Below are 23,832 nucleotides of genomic sequence, written 5' to 3' on the forward strand. Positions count from 1 at the left end.
AAATGCGCTTCAATCCGTCGCTCGGGTTATGACCTCGAAGGGTTCCAGGCCGCTGGTCGCTTGCCGGTTGCTATCGGCCTTGCGGCGTTTCAACGCCCATGTGTACAAGCTGGCGACCCCGACCACGCAACTGCCGCAGCCGGCGCATTTACCGGCGGTCGGCAAGGTACAGGCGGTCGCAAGCGCGGCTTGTCCCAGGGCGATGCCGGAGCCGGCCAACCAAGGCAAAAATTGCCGCCGAGCTTTGGCAAGCCGGCCGTTATCGGGCTCGGCGGCATCCGGCGCGGGGTTGTTGAGATCGAGTGCGGAGTCGGCGTTGATCGTGTTCATGCTATTTACCTCAGCGTTTCTTTTTCGACTTGATGTCGTACAACACGCCGCGGACCGGCAATTCGCCGACCAGTGCGGTTACGTAGCCGTAATCGGACGTGGTGCCGGGAGTGACCGAGACGATTTGCGCGTCGACTGCGGCAAACGGTTTTTTCTTGGCCAACACCTTGGCGTCGTCGGCGTCTATGGCCAGAAAGCCGACTTCGCCGGGGTCGGTGGCGCGGCCGGCGTAAGGCAGTTTGATCAGCATTTTGTAGCCGCCCAACGATTGCACGCGTTGCTGGTTTTGATCGCGTATCGCGAACTCGAACACCGAGCTGGTGACCGTACCTTTCAGCTTGCCTTGTTTGAGCAAGTAGTTTTTCAGCGTTTTGGTTTTTTTGCGGTTTATGCGGCGGGAAAAATCCAGCAAGTTGTCGCTGCCGACTTCCAGTTTGTAATTGGGGACTATGTTGCGGCTGGCTTCGTTATAAGTCACCACAATCCCCAAATTGCGCATCTCCCGGTCCACGATACGGTTGTTGAAGAAAAACACCTCGGTTTCGGACAAGGCTTGCAGCGCGGAAACGGCCGCGGCATCGCCGTCCAGTTCCAGCGTGGTTTTCACGGTGCTGGCGGCCAGCGGTTTGAATTCGCCTTCGACGATGCTGTGCGAAGTGGCGCGCAAGGCCGACATAAAAGGTTCGACGTTGGTGGCGTCCAGAATGCCGTCCACGTTTTCGACGATGTTGCCGTCGCTGAGCGAGTAATAAGGCATGTCCAATTTCACCACGCCTTCTTCCACCAGGCGCGGGTAGGCGGTTTTATCGCTCATGCCGGCGACCACCCGCACGTTTTTACTGCCCAATACGCCGTCCGGCTTGACTGCGGAACTGACCTTGCCCCGGCTGTCGCGGGTATGGCAATCGTCGCAAGGCATGGTGGCCACCGATGGCTTGGTGTTGTGCGACAGCAAATAGTCGTTGGATTCGGTCCAGACCAACTGGGTGTCGGGGTTTTTGTAACCTTTTTGGCTCAACAAGGCGTCCAGGCCTGCTTTTAGCTGTTTAACCTCGTCGTAACTGGCTGGGGCTGCGTCGCTGCCGGCGACTTGCAGGCGTTCGCGGCGGCTGACCATGCGTTGATTGGCTTTATCCCACCAGTAATAGCGCGGGGTGGCTTGATAGGGCGTCATGCGCAAGCTGCCGTCTTCCGCTTCCCGGTAGCGGAAGCGAATGTTCAAGGCCGCGCCGTCGTGCTTGACCTCGGGGATATGGCAAGTCTGGCAAGCGATTTCCTCCAGATGCACCAGCGTAGTTCTATCCAGACTATTGGCCGGATAGCCGACCATGTCGCCGTTGGCGCGCCATAATTCCCGGTGTGCGTCCAAAATGGTGGGTTGGCCGGACGGTAGCGCAGCGTTTTCGGCCCCGCCGAAGCGTTCGCCGCCGTGGCAGTATTCGCAGCTGTAAGGGCCGGGCTGGTAGTTCAAGTCGCGGCGCACGTCCTGGTCGGAATTGCCGACCCGGAAGTTGTGGTCGGCGTCCAAGTCCACGTTCAAATAGCCAGCCTTGTAATACTGCTTGCTGTGGCAGGCGTTGCAATTTTCGATGTCGCGCGACTCCGTGCCTTCGGTCCAGGTTTTGCTTTTGTGGATGTCGTCCCGGTAGTCGTCGATAAGGGTGCCGTCTGCGGCGTATTCGACTGCGGAGACCGCGCCGTAGCCGTAAAAGCCGCGCCGCCAATGGCTGGTGGAATGGCATAGCATGCAGTTGTCGTTGTCCGGAAAGCGCAGCATCGGCATCTGCATTTTGCCGTTGGCGTCGAAGGCGCCGGAGTCCCAGGTCAATTGGGGTGTGGCGCCGCTGGCGGTACCGCTGACGGATCTGAGCAGAAAGCTGCCGTTTTCCGAATCCGGCGCGATGTTGAGGAATTGGAAAATCGCCGAATTCGCCTCGCGGAAATGACCGTTTTTCAAGAGTTGGTTGGCGCGGAGTTCGCTCCAGGTATCGGTGCCGGTCAAGCCGCAATCGTTACCGTTGCATTCGACGATGCGGTCGGCCGAGGCGGCGCTGTTGTTTTTCAATTGGGACAAATCGGCGTGGCACAACAGGCAATCCGGCTCCATGACGCCGCTTTGTTGCCAGTCCCAGCGGCTTGGGGTGTCGCCGCCTTGCCACTCGAAATAGTCGCCGTCCCATTCGGCTATCGCGCTGTCCGCGGTTTGATCGTAGCGCTTGCCGGTGCGGTCTTTTTCCGCGTAGCCGCCGCCGTTGTGGCAGCCGCCGCAGGTTTTGACCAAGCCGGGTGCGCCGTAATCCAGAAACTCGCCGGCGAAGGCATTGGATTTTTTCGATAGCCACAAGGGGTTGTTGTCTAGCATGCAGTTATAGCCGCCGAAATAACCGGGCGATACCACCGGAACCACGCCGCGTTGGCTGCCGAAGGTATCGTTAGCTTCGTCGCGGCCCATTTCGAAATGGTAGGAATGGGCGATTTTATCGATGTCGTGACAGCCGCCGCCTTCGCCGTTGCCGCAGCTCATGCGGGTGCTATAGGGCTTGTTGCTGTCTTTGACGTGTTTACCGTCTTCGTCCAATAGCGGTATGGCCGGGTGCAGGACCGGTTTGTCGAAGTTGTTGACGGCGGCAACTGCGCCCGCGACCGACAAGAGTAATAACCCGAATAACAAACTCCGTTGTACTAGGATTTTCGATAAGCGCATGATGTGGGGGCAGCCGAATAAAGACAATTGGTGATAACAGTTAGCAAAATGCAAGCCATGTCCTGTGTTGCTTTAGGGCTTGTCAATTCTAAGTTTGTGCCGGTTGCGGTCTCGCCTGTACCGATGCAAGCGTGAGACTGTTGTCGCTGTAGTTGATTGATTTTCGGTAATTGCTCAATCGATTACAGAAAAATTTTAACTTACCGGCAGGCTTGGCATGGTTAATGCCTTTGCATGAGCTAAAACCCTGGCTGTGGTAAGGAAAGTGAGGCTAATGGCGCTTAATAATTGAACTATGTTATTTAGCGATTATAAAGTATGGGAATGCGGGATATGCCGCATTTGCGCCGGCGGGGCCGGTTCTGCATTCAGCCTGTCCGGCGCTTGGCGCAAAAAACTCGGACTGTATTGTTTGAGGTCGGGTGTTTTCCGGTGGGCGATAGCGCCGGAACTCGCTGGTACGGCGGGGCTTTGCCGAATCGGTTAAGCCATGGGCAGGCGCTAACCCGGCGGACTCAAGGGAGCCAGTGCTTAGAAAGTCGATAAGGCCGGGTAATAGCGGGCTTCCGTAGTTTTGAGCTTACATCGGCTGCGGCAGCATAAGCTGTCGGGACTATGGGTCCGGCTTTTGAGAGAGAGGCTTCGACCTGATTTTTTTCAGAACGGCTCAAAAGGGATGAGTGTTGTAGCATATTGAAATAAAAAGGTATTTTTTTAGTTCATCGTCAGTGGAACGGTTTTTGCTGACGCCACTCTCGTGATTTCATTCTTTTAACCGAAATCGCATGAATTGCCGGCCGTTTTTCACCTACGTCATGCGGCCGTCAGCGCTTACTATCTTCACGAGAGAGAATAATAATGGCTAAAAATAACAATCGCTCAGGGCCGCCTGGGGCTAAGCGGCTGGGCCTGTTGCTGCTAACGCCTTTGATGGCGGCGATGCTGGTCCCGCCTGCCGACGCCGCCACCAAGATTGCCGCGAAAAGTAAATTCGACAAAAAAACCGGAAATCTGGTGGTGTCGGGTAGGGTGAAAGGCCTGGCGGCCGGTTCGCCGGTCACGGTATACGATGCGGCCACCAACCAAGTGTTGTATTCCAAAACCATAGACAGCAAGGGTAAATTCCAATGGACGGTGCCGGCGAACAGCGATTCCTTGTGTAAAGTCAACGTGGTGGCCGGCGACGCGCAACAAGCGTTTTCCATCGGTGGGGCCGACAAAACCTGTAAAAAAGCGCCAACCTGCCGGATTGCCGAGGGCGATAAACAGATTCAAGCCGGTGCCGGCGTCAGTTTGAGCGTGGACGCTAGCAAAACCTCGAAAAAAGATCCGCTGAGCTTTAGCTGGATGGTCAGCAACACCGGGCCTACCGTCACCGCCAGCGCTACGCAGACCCCAACCGCGACCGGCAACAGTCTGAGTCACACCTTTGATTACACGGGTTTGTACCGGGTCGATTTGAAGGGTAGTAACTCTGCCGGCACCTGTAGCGATTCGGTGACGGTCTCCGTGGCGCCAACCAGTTCGCCTAGCAGCGAGGCTTTGGCGGCGTCGGCGAAGAGCTCGGCTCCGGCGGCTGCGTCCGCTTTGAACACGGCGGACGGCGGCTACGTGGTGTTGCCGTTCGAAGAAACCGGCATGCAGGGCGGCAGCCAGGTCAACCTTCCTTACAACCCGTTAATTCCCTATAACTCTCTGAACGCCCAAGTCATTCAGAAGATAGAGCATAAGCCGGTTATCGTCGGCGACGGCACGGCGTCCGCGTATTATTCGGCCGGCGTCAACCCGACTGATCCCGTGGGTTCGGATTCCATCAACTCCACCAGCCAGAACTGGTTCGGCGAGGGCAAAGTGGGGTCTAACGTCGATTATGCAGCTTCGAAGCATGATACCGATCCCAGCAGTAAAACTTATCAATATCCCACCCAAAACGAGTTCATTGCCGGCCAGGACTTCGTCGATGCAACCGTTCGTAAAACCGAGCAGTGGGACAGGATGTATCAAAAAAATCGAACCACGCAAACCGGTTTCGACATGGCTTGGCAGCAAAACCGCTTTAGCCCGGCCAAGCCGCTGGCGCAACCGGATGAAGGCATACGCGGTTTTGTCGATATGGGCGAAGGCGTCAGGGCCATGCCGGGCATAGCCGACCCGTATAACGCCAACGATCCGCAGGCGATCCCTTACAATTCCGCTCAAAATGCCTTCGTGGCACAGTTCATTCCGGCGTCTAACGTGGACGACAAAGGCCGGGTGAATCCTTACCCCGTGATGCGAGTGGAAGCAAAAGTCGACGGTGCTACCGTGGCAAAAGCCGATACCGTTTATACCACCGCATCGGAAACCCGTTGCCGCGAGTGCCATTTGCCGGGCGGTATCGCTGCCGACGATCAAGTTTGGCGCACGCCGGTTACCGAGGCAGAACTGACGTTGACTGACGGCTCTCCCGGGCCGGCTACCGGTAAAGGCAGCTTTTTCAAAAATGACTCCGATGTGCGAGTGGCTGCGAAAGCTCACCCGCCGGCTATCCATAACCGTTTTACCAACAAACACCCGGAAAATTCCAGCTTTAATAATCTGATTAATTCCGGCGCGGATATTCCACGTCACACCGATACCGATATTCGTACCGATAGGGTGAAAGAAGTACGGTGGGTTAAATTGGACGACAACGGTAATGCGACGAACGAGATTAGCACGACTAAGCCGGCCGATACGCAAGGCTGGACCGAGCAAGTCCGGCTTAAATTCAGATCCGGCGCCGATTATGGCAATGCGGAAGACCCTGTCGCACAAGAGAAGGCCGCTTTGTTTAACACGCTGGTGATGCATGATTACATGGTCAAATGGGGGCCGAACCCTGATTTGAATAAAGTTTGGCCGAAAAGCTACTCGTCGCAATTGGCGGATGCTTATTCTGAGGACGATCTTGGCACCTCTGCATCGCAGCCGATGTACTTTTGCTCCGGCCACCATCAAAGTCAGATGAAGTTCGATGTCGGTATAGGCGCCAAATCGCCGGCGACCAATCGTTCCGATTACTCCAGGGCTTTCCACGCGTTCCATGGCAAGTTTCAGGTGTATAAGGCGGATGTCACTAGTGGTGCCGACGGTAAAGCGCACCTCAAGGGCGAATTGGTCCGCGACAGCCGCGGTCATCCTTTGATGTACGGTGGGCGCGGTTGGGATTCGCAAATGGACGACGACAATGGCATTCCACTGGTATTGCAAGAGGATGGATCGTTTCCCGATAACTCCGGCTTGAAAGGCACTGATCCTTCGACTTGGGATTCAACCAAATTTAAGGTTAACGCAAGTTTTGACGGTAATGGCGTGCGTACCAACGAATACTATGAGCCTGATAAAAACAACTGGCGTCCGGATTTGTTTCCGATGCGTAGCGATGCCGAGTTGATGTTGCCGTTCGGGGAAAACGTGGCGATGGAAGACAACTGCGTCACCTGTCATACCGGTAAAACCGAGAAAAGCTACCGCGACATCCATCACGCCGCCGGCTTGAAATGCGATGCCTGTCACGGCGACATGCTGGCGGTGGGTAACGTGTTTCCCAACGACAGCTACGATCAAAACCTGATGTGGGCCGGCGCGATGGGGGTAGACGTCGACAATGGTTACGACTACAGCAGTTTGGCGACAGCGGAAGCCAATCTGTTGAAAAGTCAACCGGTCGACTTTCGCCGTCCGTGGTTGGACGAGCCGGATTGCGGTTCCTGCCATATCGGCGATGCCAATCTGAAAGAAGGCGATACCTTGTCCAGCTCGCATAGCGACAGCGGCCACGTCAATCACACCTTGGCCAACGTGTTCAGTGCCGGCTCGCTCAAGCAGGCCTGGATGGATGGCGACAAATCGGGGTGGTCGATGACGCCGATCAACGCGCGCTTTGCAGTGATGCCGTTGACCGAACAGCGCTTGGAAAAAACCACCACCAGTTATGCCGAGCAACCGTTATCGCAAGCCTTGTATCGCAAAAGCGGGGACGTGCACGGTTCCGGGGCTAACGGCAACCTGACTTGTTCGACCTGTCACGGCGGTTCGCACGCGATTTGGCCTAACCCGAATCCGGACGCCAACGACAACGTCACCGCCAAGCAATTGCAAGGCTACGACGGTAATATCGCCGAATGTTCGGTCTGCCACGTCAAGGACGATTTCGACAGCGGTTTGGTGGCCGACAACGGGAAGTTGGTGCACGGCAAGCAGCTCGGCGTAGCGCAAGGGTACCGAGGTTCCGCGACGGTAGTGCCGAACGTCAACGATACCGCGCAAAACGCGTTCCTGGCCGGCCCGCACGGTTTGCATCCGGTCGGCGATACGGTCAACGAAGCCTGGTGGAAAAACGCCGACGGCATTCATGTCGACGACTTCAAGAGCAAGGTCGGCAACGGCGGCTGGCACAGCGAGATGGCTTATAAGCCAGGCCCGGACGGCGAAGACCAATGTGCGGCTTGCCACGGCAAGGATCACAAAGGTACCCGTTTGTCCAAAACCTTGGTGGCTCGCGAATTTGTCAGCGACAAAGGCAAGAAAATCAAGGTGGAAGCCGGACAAGTGATCGGTTGCGATTTGTGCCATGCGATGAAGGTCAGCTTCAAGCGTGCGCCCAATCCCAAGGCTAAGGACGGCGGCTGGCCGGCGGCGGCATTGCATGCGCCGCCGATGCCGGATGCGATCAGCCCTTCCGGTTCTAACGGAGGTGGCGGCGGCGGCCATTAACAGGCGTTAACTCGCTATAGTCAGGGAAAGGGACGAATTTTCGTCCCTTTCTTTTATTCGTTTCGCCCATTCGAATGACTAGGTTTTTGTTCTGAGCAGTTCCCTAGTTATTCGAATTGGCCACACGCTAAAAATTTTGTGAGCGATAAACATAGGTAAGATCAATCAATGAATAGGAATGTTTGTTCAGGTCGCGGCTTGCGAGAGGCGATGACGGCGGAAGCGCGGTTTCACCGGTTTTTGAATAGGATGCTGATTATCGTCTCTATGCTGTTACTGCTTGAAACGGCTTCGGTGCAGGCGGCTAACCAAAAGCCTGTAGCCCTGGCCGGGGAAGAGCAAAGCAAGGCGCGATACGGGCGCAACTGAACGGTGGGCAGAGCTATGAGTCGACGGTCGGGCGAGCTGCTGCCGTTGCGCCTGCTTGAATCGTGGACAGAGACAAATAGGCGTTAGATTGTCCGACAGCCTAGAATAAGCGCGTTAGGGTTTTCAGGCTGGGGCGGGCATTTTTTGAACTTTTTCTCGTGCCGAAAACCTGAGCAGGGTGCCGAACGTAAAGACCTCGAGCCTGCCGCTAATGTTCTTCCAAGCTAAAGCCTGTTTGCTCGGTTTACGCGAAGCGGAGAGTAATGGTTTTTTGAATTGAAGTCGGTATTTTACGGGCCGTCAACGCTATTGCACGGAGAAACGCTTCATCGTATACTTCGGATAGCTTGATCAAGCTAGCACACAACTAAAACACCTCTGGAGGGTATGCAAATGAAATGGGAAACACCAGCTTACAACGACATGCGTTTCGGTTTCGAAGTGACCATGTACATTTACAACCGTTAAGCATTAACAGTTGTGTACGAAAAAGGGGCAGTAGCTGCCCCTTTTTTTTGCCTGCCGTTTTCTTATCCCTTATCATTTAAACCCGACTTACAACCAAGCTCATCATGAAAATAAGAGTTCTCGGCGCCGGCGCCGGCGGCGGTTTCCCGCAATGGAACTGCAATTGCGACAATTGCGGCCGTTACCGCAGAGGCGAATTCAACGGCAAAGCTCGCACCCAATCGTCCATCGCTATTAGTACCGACGACCGCAACTGGCTGCTGTTCAATACCTCGCCGGACATTCGCGCCCAACTGGAAGCCTTTCCGGCCATCCAGCCCAAGCAAGGCATACGCGACACCGGCATCAAGGCCGTGCTGCTGATCGACAGCCAGATCGACCATACCACCGGCATGTTGATGCTGCGCGAAGGCAAACCGCTGGACGTGTATTGCACTGAAATGGTCAAGCAGGATTTGACCAGCGGTTTTCCGTTGTTCATCATGCTGAAGGATTACTGCACGGTCAACCATCATGCCATTGCCTGCGACGAAACCCCGTTCGAGATTCCCGGCATAGACGACATCCGGCTTTATGCCCATGCGTTGAAAAGCAAGGCGCCGCCGTACTCGCCGCACCGTCACGATCCGCACGACGGCGACAATATCGGCGTGATCATAGAGCAAATCTCCACGGGAAAAAAACTGTATTACGCGCCGGGGCTGGGCGAGATAGAACGGCAAGTGTATGCTGCGATGCAAAACGTCGATTGTTTGCTGGTGGACGGCACCTTCTGGACCGACGACGAAATGGTCACTCGTGGCATCAGCCAAAAGCGTGCTCGCGAAATCGGCCATTTACCGCAATCCGGTCCCGGCGGCATGATCGAAGTGTTGAACGGCGTGCCGAACGCTCGTAAGATTTTGATTCATATCAATAACACCAATCCGATTCTCGACGAAGATTCGGCTGAGCGTAAGATCCTGGAGGCCAACGGCATCGAAGTGGCTTACGACGGTTTGGAAATCGACTTATAACAAAAGGTGTTAAATGACTGCTGACAATCAACCCTGGAGCCGCGAAGAATTCGAAGCCAAATTGCGCGGCATGGAAAAGTACTATCACATCCATCACCCGATGCATGTGCTGATGAACGAAGGTAAGCTGACCAAAGAACAGCTGCAAGGCTGGGTCGCCAACCGCTTTTATTACCAGGTGATGATTCCGATCAAGGACGCCAACATCATGGCCAATTGCCCGGACCGGGAAACCCGCGCCAAGTGGGTGCAGCGCATTTTGGATCACGACGGCCACCCGGGTGATACCGGTGGCATTGAGGCCTGGATCCAACTGGGTATCGCGGTCGGTTTGAGCCGCGAGGAAATCACTTCGCTGAAACACGTATTGCCGGGGGTGCGTTTCGCGGTCGACGCCTACGTCAATTTCGCCCGTCGCGCCGAATGGCACGAGGCTGCCAGCTCGTCATTGACGGAACTATTCGCCCCGAAAATCCATCAACAGCGCTTGGACAATTGGCCGGACGTGTATCCTTGGGTTGAGCAAGAAGGTTATGCCTATTTTAAAAAGCGCCTGACCGAGGCCCGCCGCGATGTTGAGCACGGCCTGGAACTGACGCTGGACTGGTACAAAACCCGCGAACAACAAGAGAGCATGCTGGACATCCTGAAATTCAAGCTCGACGTGCTGTGGACCATGGCCGACGCGATGTATCTGGCCTACGTCGCCGACATGCCGCCGTATTTCAATATCGAGCAATAACATGCAAACCGCCGCACGGCTACGTTTCAGTGCCGAACATTATCTGGCTTGGGAAGCAACCCAGGCTGAAAAGCACGAGTTTGTCGCCGGCGAGGTGTTTGCCATGCTGGGCGCGCGGCAGGATCACGTTATCGTCTCCGGCAATATTTTCGCGGCGTTGAAACAGCGCCTGCGCGGCACACCTTGCCGGGCTTACGTTGCCGATATGAAATTGAAAGTCGAAGCCGCCGATGCGTTTTTCTATCCCGACGTCATGGTGTCCTGTCATCCGGAAGACCGTAAATCGGAGCAATTCATATCGAATCCGACGCTGATCGTCGAAGTATTGTCCGACTCGACCGCAAACTATGACCGCGGCGGCAAATTCGTCGCTTACCGTAAGCTGGATTCACTAAAAGAATACCTGGTCGTCGACATCGAAGCCCGTCGGGTGGAATGCTTCCGCCGTACTGCCGACAACGATTGGCTGCTGCACGATTACGTCGGCGAAGCCGATTGCGACTTGAGCAGTTTGAATATCCGCTTACCGATGGCGGATATTTTTGAAGACATCGAAGCCGTGTAAACCGGCAATCACCTTTTTCAAATCCGAAGCCCAATGACGATCAACCCCGACCAAATCCTGCAATTCTCGCCGTTGCACCGCCTGCAATGGGAAGAAGCCCAGCAAAAATACGTGATTCTCTATCCGGAAGGCATGGTCGAGCTGAACCAAAGCTCTGCCGAAATCCTCAAGCTGTGCGATGGCGCTCATAACCCGGCGCAAATCGTCGAGGCACTGGAAGCCAAATTCGAGACCAGCGGCTTGAGCAACGACATCCACAATTTCCTGAACATCGCCCTGCAACATGGCTGGATCAAACAAGGCTAACATCACCCCGCCGCGCTGGCTGCTGGCGGAACTGAGTTACAAATGCCCGCTGCAATGCCCGTATTGCTCGAATCCCTTGGATTACGCCAAATACCCGGATGAGCTGAGTACCGACGACTGGAAACGGGTGCTCAGTCAGGCGCGCAAAATGGGTGCGGTGCAACTGGGCTTTTCCGGCGGCGAACCTTTGACCCGGCAAGACTTGACCGAACTGGTGCGCTACGCCCGCGAGCTGGGTTATTACTCGAATCTGATTACTTCCGGTTACGGGCTGAGCGAAGACAAAATCGTCGAGCTAAAACAGGCCGGTCTCGATCACATTCAGGTCAGTATCCAGGCCAGCACTCAGGAGCTGAACGACCACATTGCCGGTACCGCGACCTACCAACAAAAACAGGAAGTCGCCCGCCTGATCAAGAAACACGGTTACCCTATGGTGTTATGCGTGGTAATCCACCGCCAGAACATTCATCAGATGCCGCAAATTCTGGAAATGGCCGAAAACCTCGGTGCCGATTACCTGGAACTGGCCAACACCCAGTATTACGGCTGGGCGCACATCAACCGCGACGCCTTGCTGCCAACCAAGGAACAATTCGAGGAAGCCGAGAAAATCGCCCAGGCGTATAAGGTAAAAGTCGCCGGCAAAATGAAGATTTATTACGTGGTGCCGGATTATTACGAAGACCGACCCAAAGCCTGCATGAACGGCTGGGGCACGACTTTTTTGACTATCGCTCCGGACGGTACCGCGCTGCCTTGCCATTCCGCCCGCGAGTTGCCGGGACTGGACTGTCCCAACGTCAAGGACTTCAGCATAGAACAGATCTGGAACGAATCGAAAACCTTCAATTTTTTCCGCGGTACCGAATGGATGCAGGAGCCTTGCCGCAGCTGCGACGAAAAGCACAAGGACTTCGGCGGTTGCCGCTGCCAAGCGTATTTGTTCAATCAAGACATCTTCAGTACCGATCCGGTATGCAGCAAGTCGCCCAACCGCAATAAAGTGGATCAAATCATTGCCGACGCCCGGCAAGCGGCCGTGGCGGAACAGGAGCGGCCGCTGATTTTTCGCAACAGTAAAAATTCCAAGGGTTTTTTTAGTTAGTGCCAAGCCGCGCGCTCAGCGTCTGCGCAAAAAAATATCCCGTTTACCGTTGTCGTCATTATCAATCAAATTACCGGCTTCGGAAGCAAACGCCGCCCATTTGCCGTTAGCGGAAATCGTCGGCGTATAACTGCCGCCATTGCCCCCGACCGACAGCAGTTGGGTTTGGCGGGTTTTCACGTCGTACAAAAATATGTCGTCCACGCCGTTATCGTCAGCAGCGACCAAATTGCTGGCGGACGAGGCGAATACGATCCAGCGGCCGTTGGCGGAAATCGACGGATCGGCGCTATCGCCGTTGCTTTCCGCCGCAATGCCCTGTGTGACGCGGGTAGTGCTGGCTTTTTTAACGTCGTATACGAAAATGTCGGTTTTGCCGTTGTTGTCTCCGTTCACCAGATTGCTGGCCGCGGATGCAAAGGCGATGTAGCGGCCGTTGCCGGAAATCGACGCGCTTTTACTGTCGCCGTTTGCTCCGGGGCCGGGTATCAAGGCTAGACTAGCGGCTTTTTTGTCGTACAGAAAAATGTCGGCGTGCCCGTTGCCGTCGTTGCCGACCAGGTTGTCGGCAGCAGAGGTGAAGGCAATCCAGCGGCCGGTCGCGGAAATGCTGGGAAAATTGCTGTTACCGTCGTTAACGGCGCCGGTTGTTCCGGCCGATACCCGGCTCAGCGTTTTGCGTTGCTTGTCGTACAAAAAAACGTCGTCCACGCCGTTGTCGTCTCCGACCAGCAGATTGCTCGCAGCCGATGCGAAGGCCAGCCAGCGGCCGTTGGCGGACAGCGCAGGCGCATAGCTTTCGCCGTTGCCGTCCCCGCCGTCACTGCTTGCCGAAACCCGCGTGGTGTGGCCCTTGATGCGGTCGGTTAAAAAAATGTCGCCAAACTGGTTGCCGTCGGTTTCTATCAGGTTGCTGGCAAAGGAGCGAAAAGCCAGCCAACGGCCGTTGCCGGACATCGTGGGTTCGAAGCTGGCGGAATCGCCCGATTCGCCGTCTTGGTTGACCGAAACCAGCCGATTTTTCTTCTGCACCCTGTCGAACACAAACACGTCTTCTATGCCGCTGTCGCCCGCGACTAAATTGGTAGCGACCGACGAATAAGCGATCCAGCGGCCGGTGGTTGAGATAGTTTGTCCGAAGCTGGCTTCGTTACCGACCCGGCCGGCCGCGTCTGTGGAAGCGCACAGCATGCCGGCAGGCGCGGCGTGCACATTAGGACCCAACAAGACCGTCGCCAGCCAAAGCATCGAAATGCCGGAAACCAGGTTGGTCGGGATAAAAATCTGATTTGCCATGGTGTTAACCGGAAAACCTTAAGTCAGCTTGGGCTTAAGTGTAGAAAACAGTGAGTAAACCTGTGAGTAAATTTTGGTGCGGACCGGCTTTGGAACCCATCGCGCCGGCTGGTTGCGAAGATTCGGTGAGCCTCAAAATGCCTAGCGGCGAGCTTGGCCTCGCCGTGTCCGCAGTCATCGCTTCAACTGCGAAAGCAAGGGTAACGGTGATTACGGTTTAAACCGGCGTACATATACTTGTTGAATTCCACTGGAGCCGTCCGAGTTTGGCTTCGCAAGTTGATAGGCAATCCAGCGACCGTTGGCGGCGATGCCGGGCTTGAGCGTGATGCTGTCGGCCAGTCCCTTGGCGGCGACCGGGTAAATCGATGTGTTGCCGGTTTTGCGGTTGAGGCTTCTAACGATCCACAGATTCTTGGAGACTATTCCGAAATCGGCCAAGATTCGGCCGTTGTTGGTGATCAGAGGTGTTTGAATGAAGCTCGGATCTTTACCGTCGCTACGATAAACCCGTTCGGTTTTTCCCAATTTACGGTCGAACACGTAAGTCCGGGTTTCCTGTGTCAATTCATTGTCTGGCGCGCGGTAAATCAATTGATAGCTATAGCCTATCCGGCGGGCGTTTAGGGAAATCGATGCCCATAACGGCGAGAAGCTGAGGATAGTGCCGATGTCTAAATCGGGGTTGATCCGTTCCGTGGTTCCGGTTTCTACGTTGTGTATAAAAATATCCATCAGGCCATTGTCGTCCCCCTCGACCAGATTCGACGCTCTCGAACTAAACACCACCCAGTTCCCGTCCGCCGAGATGGTCGGCGCTTGGCTGGCACCGTTGCTCTGCGTTCCGTCCGAGCTCAGCGAAATGCGCCGGGTTTCCCCGCTTTCCAGATCGCGCAAAAAAATGTCGGCGGCGCCGTTGCTATCGTTGGCTACCAAATTCGTGGCGCTGGATTGAAAGACGATGCGGCGGCCGTTGGCGGAAATACCGGGCGCCGAGCTGGCCTTGTTGCCCTGGACCCCGGACGAATCCACCGAAACCAACACGGTTTCCCCGGTTTTGCGCCGGTGCAAAAAGATGTCTTGCACAGCGTTGCTGTCGTTTGCCACCAGATTGCTGGCCAGAGACTCGAACGCCACGGAACCGTCTCTACTGACCGTAGCGTGAGCGCTGGCCGCATTGCCGGCTGCTCCGGCGGAATCGACCGATGCCTGAATGGGGGCGGCTTTGGCGCTGGGGCACATCTGCGTCCCCAGTAACAGCGCCAGCAGCAATGATTTACCGCCGGAGCGGGCGGATTCGGGCTTTGCTATGGTCAGCATCCATTGTCTCCTGTATTGATTGTATCTGCGCATCGGCTAGAGTGCCTGTTCCTATTTATTCCTGCGGCCTAGGCCGGGTATTAAAGCAGAGATTGACAAACGATTTTATGAAACTCGGCTTTGCGTCATTCAATCGCGATTTTGAATCGGATGTTGCGAGCCCCATTCAATGGGCTTGCCGCTGTGTTTCCGGTTGGTTGCCGATTTGTGCTATGGCTGTGGCAAAATAACCGGTTTAACGCAGCATTGAGCTTGGAGCGAGCGGTGGTCACGGCATTAGGAAAACTCTCTAACGGGCAGTATATCTTTACCGGTGGCTGCCGTGAATAATCGAGCGATTAGCGAGCGCGATCTGGCCGTCGTTTGGCATCCTTGCACCCAGATGAAGGACCACGAATGGTTGCCGCTGATTCCGATCAAGTCCGGGCAGGGAGTATGGCTGGAAGATTTCGATGGTCGGCGCTATTTGGATGCGGTCAGTTCCTGGTGGGTCAATTTGTTCGGCCACGCCAATCCGGACATCAGTCAAGCCGTCAAACGGCAAATCGATACGCTGGAGCATGTGATTCTGGGCGGCTTTACCCATTTGCCGGCCGTGGAACTGGCGGAACAGCTGGTGGCCATTACGCCGCAGGGCCTGGACAAATGCTTTTATGCGGATAACGGGTCGTCGGCCGTCGAAATCGCCTTGAAAATGAGTTTTCACTATTGGCGCAATTGCGGCCAGCCGCAGAAAACCAAGTTCATCACCTTGGAAAACAGTTATCACGGCGAAACCTTGGGTGCCTTGGCGGTCGGCGACGTGGCGTTGTACAAGGATACTTACGCGCCGTTGCTGATGGAGGTGATCACGGTTCCGGGGCCGGACTGCTTTCACCGCGACACCGGTGAGAGTTGGGAGGCTTATTCCTTACGCCGCTTCGAGCACATGCGGCAAACGCTGGAGCAACATGCCGATTCGGTTTGCGCGGTGATCGTCGAACCGTTGGTGCAATGTGCCGGCACTATGCGCATGTATCATCCGGTCTATCTTGCCCGTCTGCGCGAGGCCTGCGACCGGTACGGAGTACATTTGATCGCCGACGAAATCGCGGTGGGTTTCGGCCGCACCGGCACGCTGTTCGCTTGCGAACAAGCCGGCATCAGTCCGGATTTTATGTGTCTGTCCAAGGGACTAACCGGCGGCTATTTGCCGTTGTCGGCGGTATTGACTTCCGACCGGGTCTACCAGGCTTTTTACGACGATTACCAAAATTTGAGCGCGTTTTTGCATTCGCATAGTTACACCGGCAACGCCCTGGCTTGCAGCGCAGCCTTGGCGACCTTGAACATTTTTCAAACCCACGACGTCTTGGGCCGGAATCGGCAATTGGCGGCGGCGATGGCGCGGGCGGTCGAACGCTTTGCCGAGCATCCCAACGTTGGCGAAGTCAGGCAGACCGGCATGATAGTGGCGATAGAACTCGTCCGGGACAAAGCCGCCCGCCTGCCGTTTCCGTGGCAGCAAAGGCGCGGTCTCGGCGTTTATCGCCATGCCTTGCAGCGCGGCGTGTTGTTGCGTCCCTTGGGGAACGTGATTTATTTCATGCCGCCTTACGTGATCAGCGAGCAGGAGATCGAGTTGATGGCGGAGGCGGCCTGGGAAGGCATACGGATTGCGGTGCAAGACTGATGCGCGTATCGAGAATATTCGTGGATATGGCTTTGAACGTAGGGGGGCGGGTCACGCTGGACGAGGCGCAAGCGCATTATGTGCGCAGCGTGCTGCGCTTGCGTCAGGATCAGCCGGTGGTGTTATTCAACGGCTCGGGCGGAGAATACCTGGGACGCTTCAGCGAGGTGAGCCGCAAAGCGGTCAGGGTGGAGGTGCAGGCCTTCGAAGCGCGAGACCTGGAGTCGCCGTTGGCGGTGCATCTGGGTTTGGGCATTTCGCGCGGCGACCGCATGGATTTTGCCGTGCAAAAAGCGGTGGAGTTGGGGGTGGCGCACATCACGCCCTTGCTGACCGAACGTTGCGTGATCAAATTCAGCGACGACAAAAAGCAGCAGCGGGTACAGCATTGGCGCGGCATTGTGCAACACGCGGCGGAGCAATGCGGCAGAACCCGTGTGCCGGCGTTGACCGAGGTCAGCGAATTGTCCGCTTGGCTTGATTGTCAACAGGGTTGCAAAGTATTTCTGGATCCCTACGCGGAACGGAGTTTGGCGGATGTGCAGCCCGAGGCGCAGCAACTGACCTTGTTGTCCGGTCCGGAAGGCGGATTTAGCGAGCAGGAGCGCGAATGGGCCAAGCAAGCGGGCTTTGTGCCGGTGCGGATGGGCGCGCGCATTTTGCGTACGGAAACCGCGGTATTGTCGGCGTTGGCGGCCGTACAGACGTTATGGGGAGATTTTCGTTGATTGCCGGGCTACGCGCCGGGTTGGCGCCGCTGCTGTGTTTGCTTTTGTTAATCGGATTAGCTTGCGTGGCGGCTTACGGAGTGATGCAGCTAGGCGGCGATTTTTTACCGCTACACAAGTGGATCAGCAAGCTGACGCTGGCTTTCTTATTGCTTAGCGTATTCCCGCTAAGGCCGTATCTCGGTTTTAGTTGGGCGGATTTGGGATTTGCATCCACAAAAACCTTTTTTCGTCAGCTAGCCCGAGGGTTATTGTTGAGTTTGCTTACTTTGACGCCGCTCATTGCCTTGTTGGTGGCCTTGGATATTCAGGTGTGGGATGCCAAGCGGCATTGGTCGGCAGGGGGCTTGGCCGGCAAACTCGGTTTGGCGTTGCTTGCGTCTTTATTCATCGGCGTCGGCGAAGAACTGCTGTTTCGCGGCTTATTGTTGAGTTTTTTAAAGCGCAGCATCGGCGTTTACCCGGCTGTGGCGCTGACTTCGTTGTATTTTGCGGCACTGCATTTTTTAAAGAGCGACGTGCAGATAGCGGTCGCGCAACAAACGTTGACCAGCGGTTTTGTGTTGACGGCGCAGGCATTCGCGAATTTGGCGAATCCCAAAATTCTCGATGCGTTTATTTCACTGTTTGTGATCGGCGTGTTTTTGGCGCTGCTAAGGCTGCGTTTTGCAGGTAACTTGGGAGTTTGTATCGGTTGTCACGCCGGCTGGGTCTGGCAGATCAAGGTCACCAAGGACTTGTTCGAGCTTAACCATCAGGCGGACCACCTGTATTTGGTCAGCGGCTACGACGGCGTCATTGGTCCCCTGGTTAGCGTATGGCTGACCGGAACGTTGATCGCTTGGCTTGGGTTCGGCCGCCGGCGCAACGCGGCCAAGTCTTAGCTTGCCTTGGCGATTGTGTGCTTTCGGGTTTACAAACCGCACACGATCTCGCGCACCAGCTCCGGGCCTCTATAGATCAGCCCGCTATAAACTTGGATCAGCCGCGCGCCGGCATCCAGTTTTTCTTGCGCGTCTTGCGCGCTCAGTATGCCGCCTGCGGCAATGATGGGCAGTTTGCCTTGCAGGGCGTCGGCCAATTGTGCCACCACGGCGGTTGCGCGTTGCCTGAGCGGCGCGCCGCTCAGGCCGCCGGCTTGCTCGGCGAGGCGGTGGCCGGCGACGGACTCGCGGGCGATGGTGGTGTTGGTGGCTATCACCGCGTCCATGCCGAATGCAAGCAGCAGATCCGCGATATGTCTGACCTGTTCCGGGGTCAAGTCCGGGGCGATTTTGACCGCGATTGGCGTGTATTTACCGTGCTGCCGTTGCAAGATCGTCTGTTCTTGTTTCAAGGCATCCAGCAGTTGTCTGATTTCATCGCCTTGTTGCAGTTGGCGCAAGTTTTGGGTGTTGGGCGAGGAAATGTTGATGGTGACGTAGCTGGCGGCCGCATAGCTTTTACGTAATCCGGTCAAATAATCTTCGCGGGCTTGCTCTATCGGAGTATCGGCGTTTTTGCCGATATTGATTCCTAAAATCCCGCGGTAGCGGCATTGTTCCACTTGCCGCAGCAAATGCTCGATGCCTAGGTTGTTAAAGCCCATGCGATTGATGATGGCCTGATGCTCCGGTAAGCGGAACAAACGCGGTTTGGGATTGCCGGGTTGCGGACGTGGCGTAACCGTGCCGATTTCGAGGAAACCGAATCCGACCGCGGACAGCGCGTCTATGTACTCGCCGTTTTTATCCAGTCCGGCGGCGAGGCCGAGCGGATTTTTAAATTGCAAACCCATCGCTTCGACCGGTTTGTCCGGCAGATTCGGAAATGCCAGCCGGCTTAGGCCGAGCCGGCGGCTTGTTTCCAGTAGCTGTAAGGTGGCATGGTGCGCGCGCTCCGGGTCAAGCGCGAACAACAACGGACGAAGCAAGGGATAGAGATTCATGGCGTTAACGCTTGAGCGCGTAATGGCTGGGGTCTAGGGCGGATGGGCGTTGCAATATCAAGTCGGCAAGCAAAGCGGCCGATGCAGGCCCCATCACCAGGCCGTTGCGGAAATGACCGGCGTTGATGCTTAAGTTTTCGATTTCCGGATGCGGGCCGATAAACGGCACGCCGTCCGGCGTACCGGGACGCAAGCCGGCCCAATGGGCGGCTATCGGGTATTTTTTGAGCGCCGGCAGCAACTCGGTCGCGAAACGGTACAAGGCCGATTTGGCTTGGTCGGTGGTGGTCTTGTCGAAGCCGGTGCTTTCCACCGTGCTGCCGGCCAGAATTTTGCCGTCGCGGCGCGGAATTAAGTAGTGGTCACCGTCCAGCACCATGCGGCATAAAGTTTCCGGTTCGGCGTCGAACAGCAGCATTTGCCCGCGCACCGGCTTAATCGGCAATTGCAAGGCGCTATCCGGCAGCCAAGTAGTCAGCCATTCGGCGGTCCATGCGCCGGCGCAAACGACGGTGTGGTGGGGGGTAAAGCGCTGGTGCTCGCTCAAAATGGCGGTCAAACGATTGTTGCGGCGCTCGACCGCCACGATGCGGCTATGTTCCAGGATGCGGACCCCGTTTTTCAGCAAATAGGTTTGCAAAGCTCTGAGTAATCTGGGATTGCGGACTTGGGCAATGTCCGGCAGCCACAACGGATTTAGCAATTGGGTGTTAAGCCCGGGGGTTAAGGCTTCGGTGACGGGGTGGTGAGCGATGCCGCGATCTAAGCACCAGGCTCTCGCAGCCGTTATGTCCGGATTCTTACAAATCAGCATGCCGCACGGCGTCCATTCGGGGTCTATGCCCGTCTCGGTATCGAGTTTCGCGCACAGCGGCGGATAGCGTTTCAAGCTGTTCTCGACCAGGTCGGAAATGGCTGTGGATTGGCGCCAAGGATAGATGGGCAGCAAAATCCCGCCGCCGGCCCAGGAGGCTTCGCGCGCTGCCGCCGATTTGTCCAAAATCGTCACTTGGCAGCCGGCGGCCGCAAGTTCCAGCGCGGTTAGAAAGCCGCTGATGCCGCCGCCGATGATGAGGATGTCTGTTGCAGATGTCATTGAGGCTTGTCGTCGAAAATTCGGCTGGTTGCCGCGATTTTAGCGCATCCGAATCCGGGTAGGCGGCTTATCAGTCCGAACATAGTTGCGCCTTGACGGTGCGGATTGCGATTGGAGTGTTTATTTTAAACGAGATGTTGTTTTTTTTTAACATTCTCTTGTTAAACTTTACTTGTTTTTAATATCCTATTGAAAATTAAAAGTTTTTATTCGTGCAAAAAATCAACATAAAACTTGTGTCGGTAGGAAAGTGCTGCTATTATTGCCAGCGTCGAAAAATACTGTGTTGCGTTTTTGCAAATTGCAGGCTGTCTTACAACAATAACCCTTGGGGGGACGACAATGACTTTCAATAAATCTCAACTGGCGCTAGGAATCGCTGCCGCTTCTTTGACGATGGCTATGGCGGCGCCGGTTCAAGCAGCCGATACCAAAGCCGAGCGGGTTGCCGATGCCGCCGCTAGAAAAACCGAAGCGCTGGAACTGCAAATGCAACAAATGGCCGAGCAAATGCAAGCCATGCAGGCGGAATTGAGCCGTGTTAAAACGACATCGGCTAAAGCGTCTACCGAAACCGCGAAAATCGAAGAACTGGACCACTGGATGGCTTCCATGAAGTCTGCCCCGGCGGTTTCCGGCTCTAAAGACAACTTGGTTATGGTTCGTGGCGGTTTCACCACTTTGGATCAAGACAGAGGTAGTCCCGGTTTGTTGGGTGCCGTAAACAAAGGCGCTTTCTTGTCCAACAACGAAAATAACGATGGCTTTTACTTTGGCGGCGCGTTCGACTTCAACGTCAATAATGACCTTTTCGGTTTGATGGACGGTACATCGTTCCTCGTTGAATTAGGCATTGAATACGCACAATATGGTAGCGGTGTGAACGCTGTATCATCAGGTTATTTCACTCCATTAGTCGATGGTACTCCCGTAGCTGTTGCAACTAACAACACAACTTCGACTGACGCCCGTTTAAGAATCAACGCTTCGCCGAAAATCAAATTCATGCACGGCAGCAAATTGCGTCCTTGGATCATTCCTGTAGGTTTGGACATCAACATCTTGGGTGTTCCGTCTAACGCAGTTTCCGTATTGAATGCGGGCATGAACTTCGGTGCCGGTGTCGACTACGAAATCTGGAGAGGCATCGTGGTGGGTGCCGATACTCGCTATCACTATTCAACCGGTGACTTGGATGGTACGCCGACTGACGGCCTGAATGCCGGCGGTTACGTAGGTTTCCAATTCTAAGCTGAGCCCATTTCAGCAAAAAAGGGAAGGCCTCGGCCTTCCTTTTTTTATGCGCGCTTGGTGGATAAATCAGTGGCCGATCCGTGATTGGAAAGTGCCGGAATCGGTCGCCGTCTCGTATCAGTCCAACGCCGCCGGCCCCCAAAGACAGGCGCCGGCCGGCGCCAGGTTGACCAGTTTCTCGTTGACGAACTCGTAGAAACCGCGCTCGGCCAGCTCGCGGCCGTAACCGGAGTTTTTGACGCCGCCGAACGGCAGTTCCGGAGCGGTCCACGCCGGCTGGTTGACGAATACCATGCCGCAGTCGATTTGCGCGGCAAGCGCGCGGCCGCGTTCGATGTCGGCCGTGAATACCGAGGCGCCGAGGCCGTAAGGCGTGGCGTTGGCTAATGCAATCGCCTGTTCGGCGTTGTCGACCACGTGGAACGCCGCGACCGGTCCGAACAGTTCCTGGTTAAACACCGGATTATGTTCGTCTATGCCCGTAATCACGGTCGGTTGCAGAAAATAGCCGGGCCGGGCGAGGCGTTTGCCGCCCAGCGCAATCTGCGCGCCGGCCTGTTTAGCTTGGCCGATTTGCTCCAGCAGCCGGTTCAAGGCCGTTTCCGAAGCCACCGGCGCCAACGTCGTCTGCGTATTCATCGGATCGCCGGCCCGCAGCGCCGCCAAGCGCGCGGTGAATCCGTCCAGGAACGTCGCGGCGCGCTGGCGGCCGACCACGATAATCCGCTTGGAGCCGACGCAGCATTGGCCGTTGTTGAACATCCTGCCGAATACCGCGCCGTCCAGCGCCGCTGCCAGCGGCGCGTCTTCCAGCACGATCAGCGGATCGCTGCCGCCCATTTCCGCGACGACTTTTTTCAATGCCCGGCCGGCGCGTTCGGCCACGGCCGCCCCGGCGCGTTCGCTGCCGGTGATCGTGACGCCGCGAATGCGCGGGTCGGCGATGGCGCGGCCGATTTGCTCGATACCGGCAAACAGATTGGTGTAAACGCCGTTCGGCGCGCCGGCGTCCGCGAACAACCGCGACAAGGCCAGCGCCGCTTGCGGCACGTTTTCCGCGTGCTTCAGCACCAGTACGTTGCCGGCCATCAATTGCGGCCCGGCGATGCGCGCCACCTGGTAGTACGGAAAATTCCACGGTGCAATGCCCAGAATCGCGCCAATCGGCTCGATCAGTACCTGAGCATTGCGCGCATTCGGCAAGGTTTTGGGTTGTAGAAAGCTCGCGGCATTGTCGGCGTAGTAATCGAGGATCGCGGCGGCAAGCTCGACTTCGGCTTGGGCTTCCCCGATCAGCTTGCCCATCTCTAGCGTCAAATAGTGCGCGTACTCCGCTTTTCTTTCCAGCAGGATGGCCGCCGCCTTGGCGACGATCTTGGCGCGCTCGTCGATGGCCCGATGCCGCCAGTCGGTTTTATACGCCTGGTCGGCGTTGGCGATGGCAAGTTCCAGCTCAGCATCGGAGAGTTCGGCATAGGAGGCGAGTAATTCGCCGCTTGCCGGATTGATGGTTTGATAGGCCATAGTATGAATTCCTGTGTAGTCGATTACGCCGTGCCAGAACAATCCGGCGCACGGGTAACACGAGGTGAACGGCTGGCGGAAGCAGCGACCGGCTCATTTCGGGCCGGTCACTTGTTCGTTACTAACCCGTCACGCCTGGCGTCAATAAAAAGTGGCCGGCAGGCAGCTTTTCTTGATAGGTGTAGGGGCTGGCCTTGTTCTCGGCCACCCAGCGTTTTTCCGCGACCGATTCGAACGGCGGCGGCAGTTCGCCTTGCAACGACCAAAGATCGAACGGGGTTTCGTCGATGGAAATTTCCCAATCGAAACCGCGCTCTTTGACAAATGGCGCAATCACTTCGTCCAGCGTCCGCATCCACCATTCCCGTATGATGGGGCCGGGTAGGGTTCGGGCGATCTGGTCAACCTTGAAGCGAACAAACTTGTCGTTGCGTACGCCGCCGACGAAGCAATTGCCCGGCTCCACTTCTTCATAAATGACCACGGCATAAAACCTAGGGATAGGTACGCCGGCATAAACGTTGGTAATGTTTTCCGCCAACTGTTGTTTGTCTGCGGCGCTGAAGGCGCCGGTCGGATGGTAGACTTTCCACAAAGGCATGAGGATTCTCCTGAAAGTGAGTTATTAGGCCAACTCGAGTTGGCCCGGTTCGGTAGCCGCTAAGGCCGA

At 56.1% G+C, this 23,832-nt stretch carries 20 protein-coding genes; 12 read left to right on the plus strand and 8 right to left on the minus strand.

Annotated features, from left to right (window positions below):
* Positions 1–9: 9 nt before the first annotated feature.
* The gene (locus F1E05_RS05035; protein WP_150047259.1) at positions 10–330 is read right to left on the minus strand and encodes a hypothetical protein; all 321 of its coding nucleotides are present in this window, start codon (positions 328–330) and stop codon (positions 10–12) included.
* Positions 331–340: 10 nt separating this feature from the next.
* On the minus strand, positions 341–3,034 hold the full coding sequence (locus F1E05_RS05040) for a cytochrome C (RefSeq protein ID WP_150047260.1): 2,694 nt from the start codon (positions 3,032–3,034) through the stop codon (positions 341–343).
* A gap of 858 nt (positions 3,035–3,892) precedes the next feature.
* On the opposite strand from F1E05_RS05040, the gene F1E05_RS05045 reads away from it, so the two are divergent.
* The 8 genes from F1E05_RS05045 (at position 3,893) to pqqE (ending at position 12,345) form a co-directional block, all read left to right on the plus strand.
* Positions 3,893–7,771 carry a PKD domain-containing protein gene (locus F1E05_RS05045; RefSeq protein ID WP_150047261.1) on the plus strand — a complete coding sequence of 1,293 codons (3,879 nt, stop codon included), beginning with the start codon at positions 3,893–3,895 and terminating at the stop codon, positions 7,769–7,771.
* Between the two features lie 168 nt (positions 7,772–7,939).
* Positions 7,940–8,140, plus strand: coding sequence for a hypothetical protein (locus tag F1E05_RS05050; RefSeq protein ID WP_150047262.1), 201 nt, complete (start codon positions 7,940–7,942; stop codon positions 8,138–8,140).
* A 393-nt stretch (positions 8,141–8,533) separates the two neighbouring features.
* On the plus strand, positions 8,534–8,608 hold the full coding sequence (gene pqqA, locus F1E05_RS05055; protein WP_054760176.1) for a pyrroloquinoline quinone precursor peptide PqqA: 75 nt from the start codon (positions 8,534–8,536) through the stop codon (positions 8,606–8,608).
* A 104-nt stretch (positions 8,609–8,712) separates the two neighbouring features.
* Positions 8,713–9,624: a pyrroloquinoline quinone biosynthesis protein PqqB gene (gene pqqB, locus F1E05_RS05060; RefSeq protein WP_150047263.1), complete on the plus strand. Its 912-nt coding sequence runs from the start codon at positions 8,713–8,715 to the stop codon at positions 9,622–9,624.
* Between the two features lie 13 nt (positions 9,625–9,637).
* Entirely contained in the window at positions 9,638–10,366 is a 729-nt protein-coding gene (gene pqqC / locus F1E05_RS05065) for a pyrroloquinoline-quinone synthase PqqC (RefSeq protein ID WP_150047264.1), read from the plus strand.
* Between the two features lies 1 nt (position 10,367).
* The gene (locus F1E05_RS05070; RefSeq protein ID WP_150047265.1) at positions 10,368–10,931 is read left to right on the plus strand and encodes a Uma2 family endonuclease; all 564 of its coding nucleotides are present in this window, start codon (positions 10,368–10,370) and stop codon (positions 10,929–10,931) included.
* A gap of 33 nt (positions 10,932–10,964) precedes the next feature.
* On the plus strand, positions 10,965–11,237 hold the full coding sequence (pqqD, locus tag F1E05_RS05075) for a pyrroloquinoline quinone biosynthesis peptide chaperone PqqD (RefSeq protein ID WP_150047266.1): 273 nt from the start codon (positions 10,965–10,967) through the stop codon (positions 11,235–11,237).
* Positions 11,215–12,345: a pyrroloquinoline quinone biosynthesis protein PqqE gene (gene pqqE, locus F1E05_RS05080; protein ID WP_150047267.1), complete on the plus strand. Its 1,131-nt coding sequence runs from the start codon at positions 11,215–11,217 to the stop codon at positions 12,343–12,345. Before pqqD ends, pqqE begins: the two co-directional genes overlap by 23 nt.
* A gap of 15 nt (positions 12,346–12,360) precedes the next feature.
* Here the strand turns inward: pqqE and F1E05_RS05085 are convergent, their stop codons facing one another.
* Positions 12,361–13,641 carry a TolB family protein gene (locus F1E05_RS05085; RefSeq protein WP_150047268.1) on the minus strand — a complete coding sequence of 427 codons (1,281 nt, stop codon included), beginning with the start codon at positions 13,639–13,641 and terminating at the stop codon, positions 12,361–12,363.
* 210 nt (positions 13,642–13,851) lie between these two features.
* On the minus strand, positions 13,852–14,961 hold the full coding sequence (locus F1E05_RS05090) for a TolB family protein (RefSeq protein ID WP_190303251.1): 1,110 nt from the start codon (positions 14,959–14,961) through the stop codon (positions 13,852–13,854).
* 322 nt (positions 14,962–15,283) lie between these two features.
* Between F1E05_RS05090 and F1E05_RS05095 the strand changes: the two genes are divergently transcribed.
* The 3 genes from F1E05_RS05095 to F1E05_RS05105 are packed head-to-tail and all read left to right on the plus strand — an operon-like array spanning position 15,284 to position 18,245.
* Positions 15,284–16,633, plus strand: a complete 1,350-nt coding sequence (locus tag F1E05_RS05095) for an adenosylmethionine--8-amino-7-oxononanoate transaminase (protein ID WP_150047270.1) — start codon at positions 15,284–15,286, stop codon at positions 16,631–16,633.
* Positions 16,633–17,361 (plus strand): 16S rRNA (uracil(1498)-N(3))-methyltransferase, encoded by a 729-nt coding sequence (locus tag F1E05_RS05100; RefSeq protein ID WP_150047271.1) that lies wholly within the window; start codon positions 16,633–16,635, stop codon positions 17,359–17,361. Before F1E05_RS05095 ends, F1E05_RS05100 begins: the two co-directional genes overlap by 1 nt.
* Positions 17,343–18,245: a CPBP family intramembrane glutamic endopeptidase gene (locus F1E05_RS05105; RefSeq protein ID WP_190303252.1), complete on the plus strand. Its 903-nt coding sequence runs from the start codon at positions 17,343–17,345 to the stop codon at positions 18,243–18,245. The genes F1E05_RS05100 and F1E05_RS05105 overlap by 19 nt, the downstream gene beginning before the upstream one ends.
* Positions 18,246–18,274: 29 nt before the next feature.
* On the opposite strand, the gene F1E05_RS05110 is transcribed toward F1E05_RS05105, so the two are convergent.
* Together F1E05_RS05110 and thiO are read right to left on the minus strand one after the other, a co-directional pair.
* Positions 18,275–19,288, minus strand: a complete 1,014-nt coding sequence (locus tag F1E05_RS05110; RefSeq protein ID WP_150047273.1) for a quinone-dependent dihydroorotate dehydrogenase — start codon at positions 19,286–19,288, stop codon at positions 18,275–18,277.
* A 4-nt stretch (positions 19,289–19,292) separates the two neighbouring features.
* Positions 19,293–20,384 (minus strand): glycine oxidase ThiO, encoded by a 1,092-nt coding sequence (thiO, locus tag F1E05_RS05115; RefSeq protein ID WP_150047274.1) that lies wholly within the window; start codon positions 20,382–20,384, stop codon positions 19,293–19,295.
* A gap of 294 nt (positions 20,385–20,678) precedes the next feature.
* Here thiO and F1E05_RS05120 point away from each other — a divergent pair, with 294 nt between their 5' ends.
* Positions 20,679–21,635, plus strand: coding sequence for a hypothetical protein (locus F1E05_RS05120; RefSeq protein ID WP_232056788.1), 957 nt, complete (start codon positions 20,679–20,681; stop codon positions 21,633–21,635).
* Between the two features lie 120 nt (positions 21,636–21,755).
* Here F1E05_RS05120 and F1E05_RS05125 read toward each other — a convergent pair whose 3' ends face one another.
* Positions 21,756–23,162, minus strand: coding sequence for an NAD-dependent succinate-semialdehyde dehydrogenase (locus tag F1E05_RS05125; protein ID WP_150047275.1), 1,407 nt, complete (start codon positions 23,160–23,162; stop codon positions 21,756–21,758).
* A 121-nt stretch (positions 23,163–23,283) separates the two neighbouring features.
* Positions 23,284–23,763, minus strand: coding sequence for a tautomerase family protein (locus F1E05_RS05130; RefSeq protein WP_150047276.1), 480 nt, complete (start codon positions 23,761–23,763; stop codon positions 23,284–23,286).
* Between the last annotated feature and the right edge of the window lie 69 nt (positions 23,764–23,832).

Origin of the sequence: Methylomonas rhizoryzae (assembly GCF_008632455.1) — a bacterium.
Classification (GTDB): domain Bacteria; phylum Pseudomonadota; class Gammaproteobacteria; order Methylococcales; family Methylomonadaceae; genus Methylomonas; species Methylomonas rhizoryzae.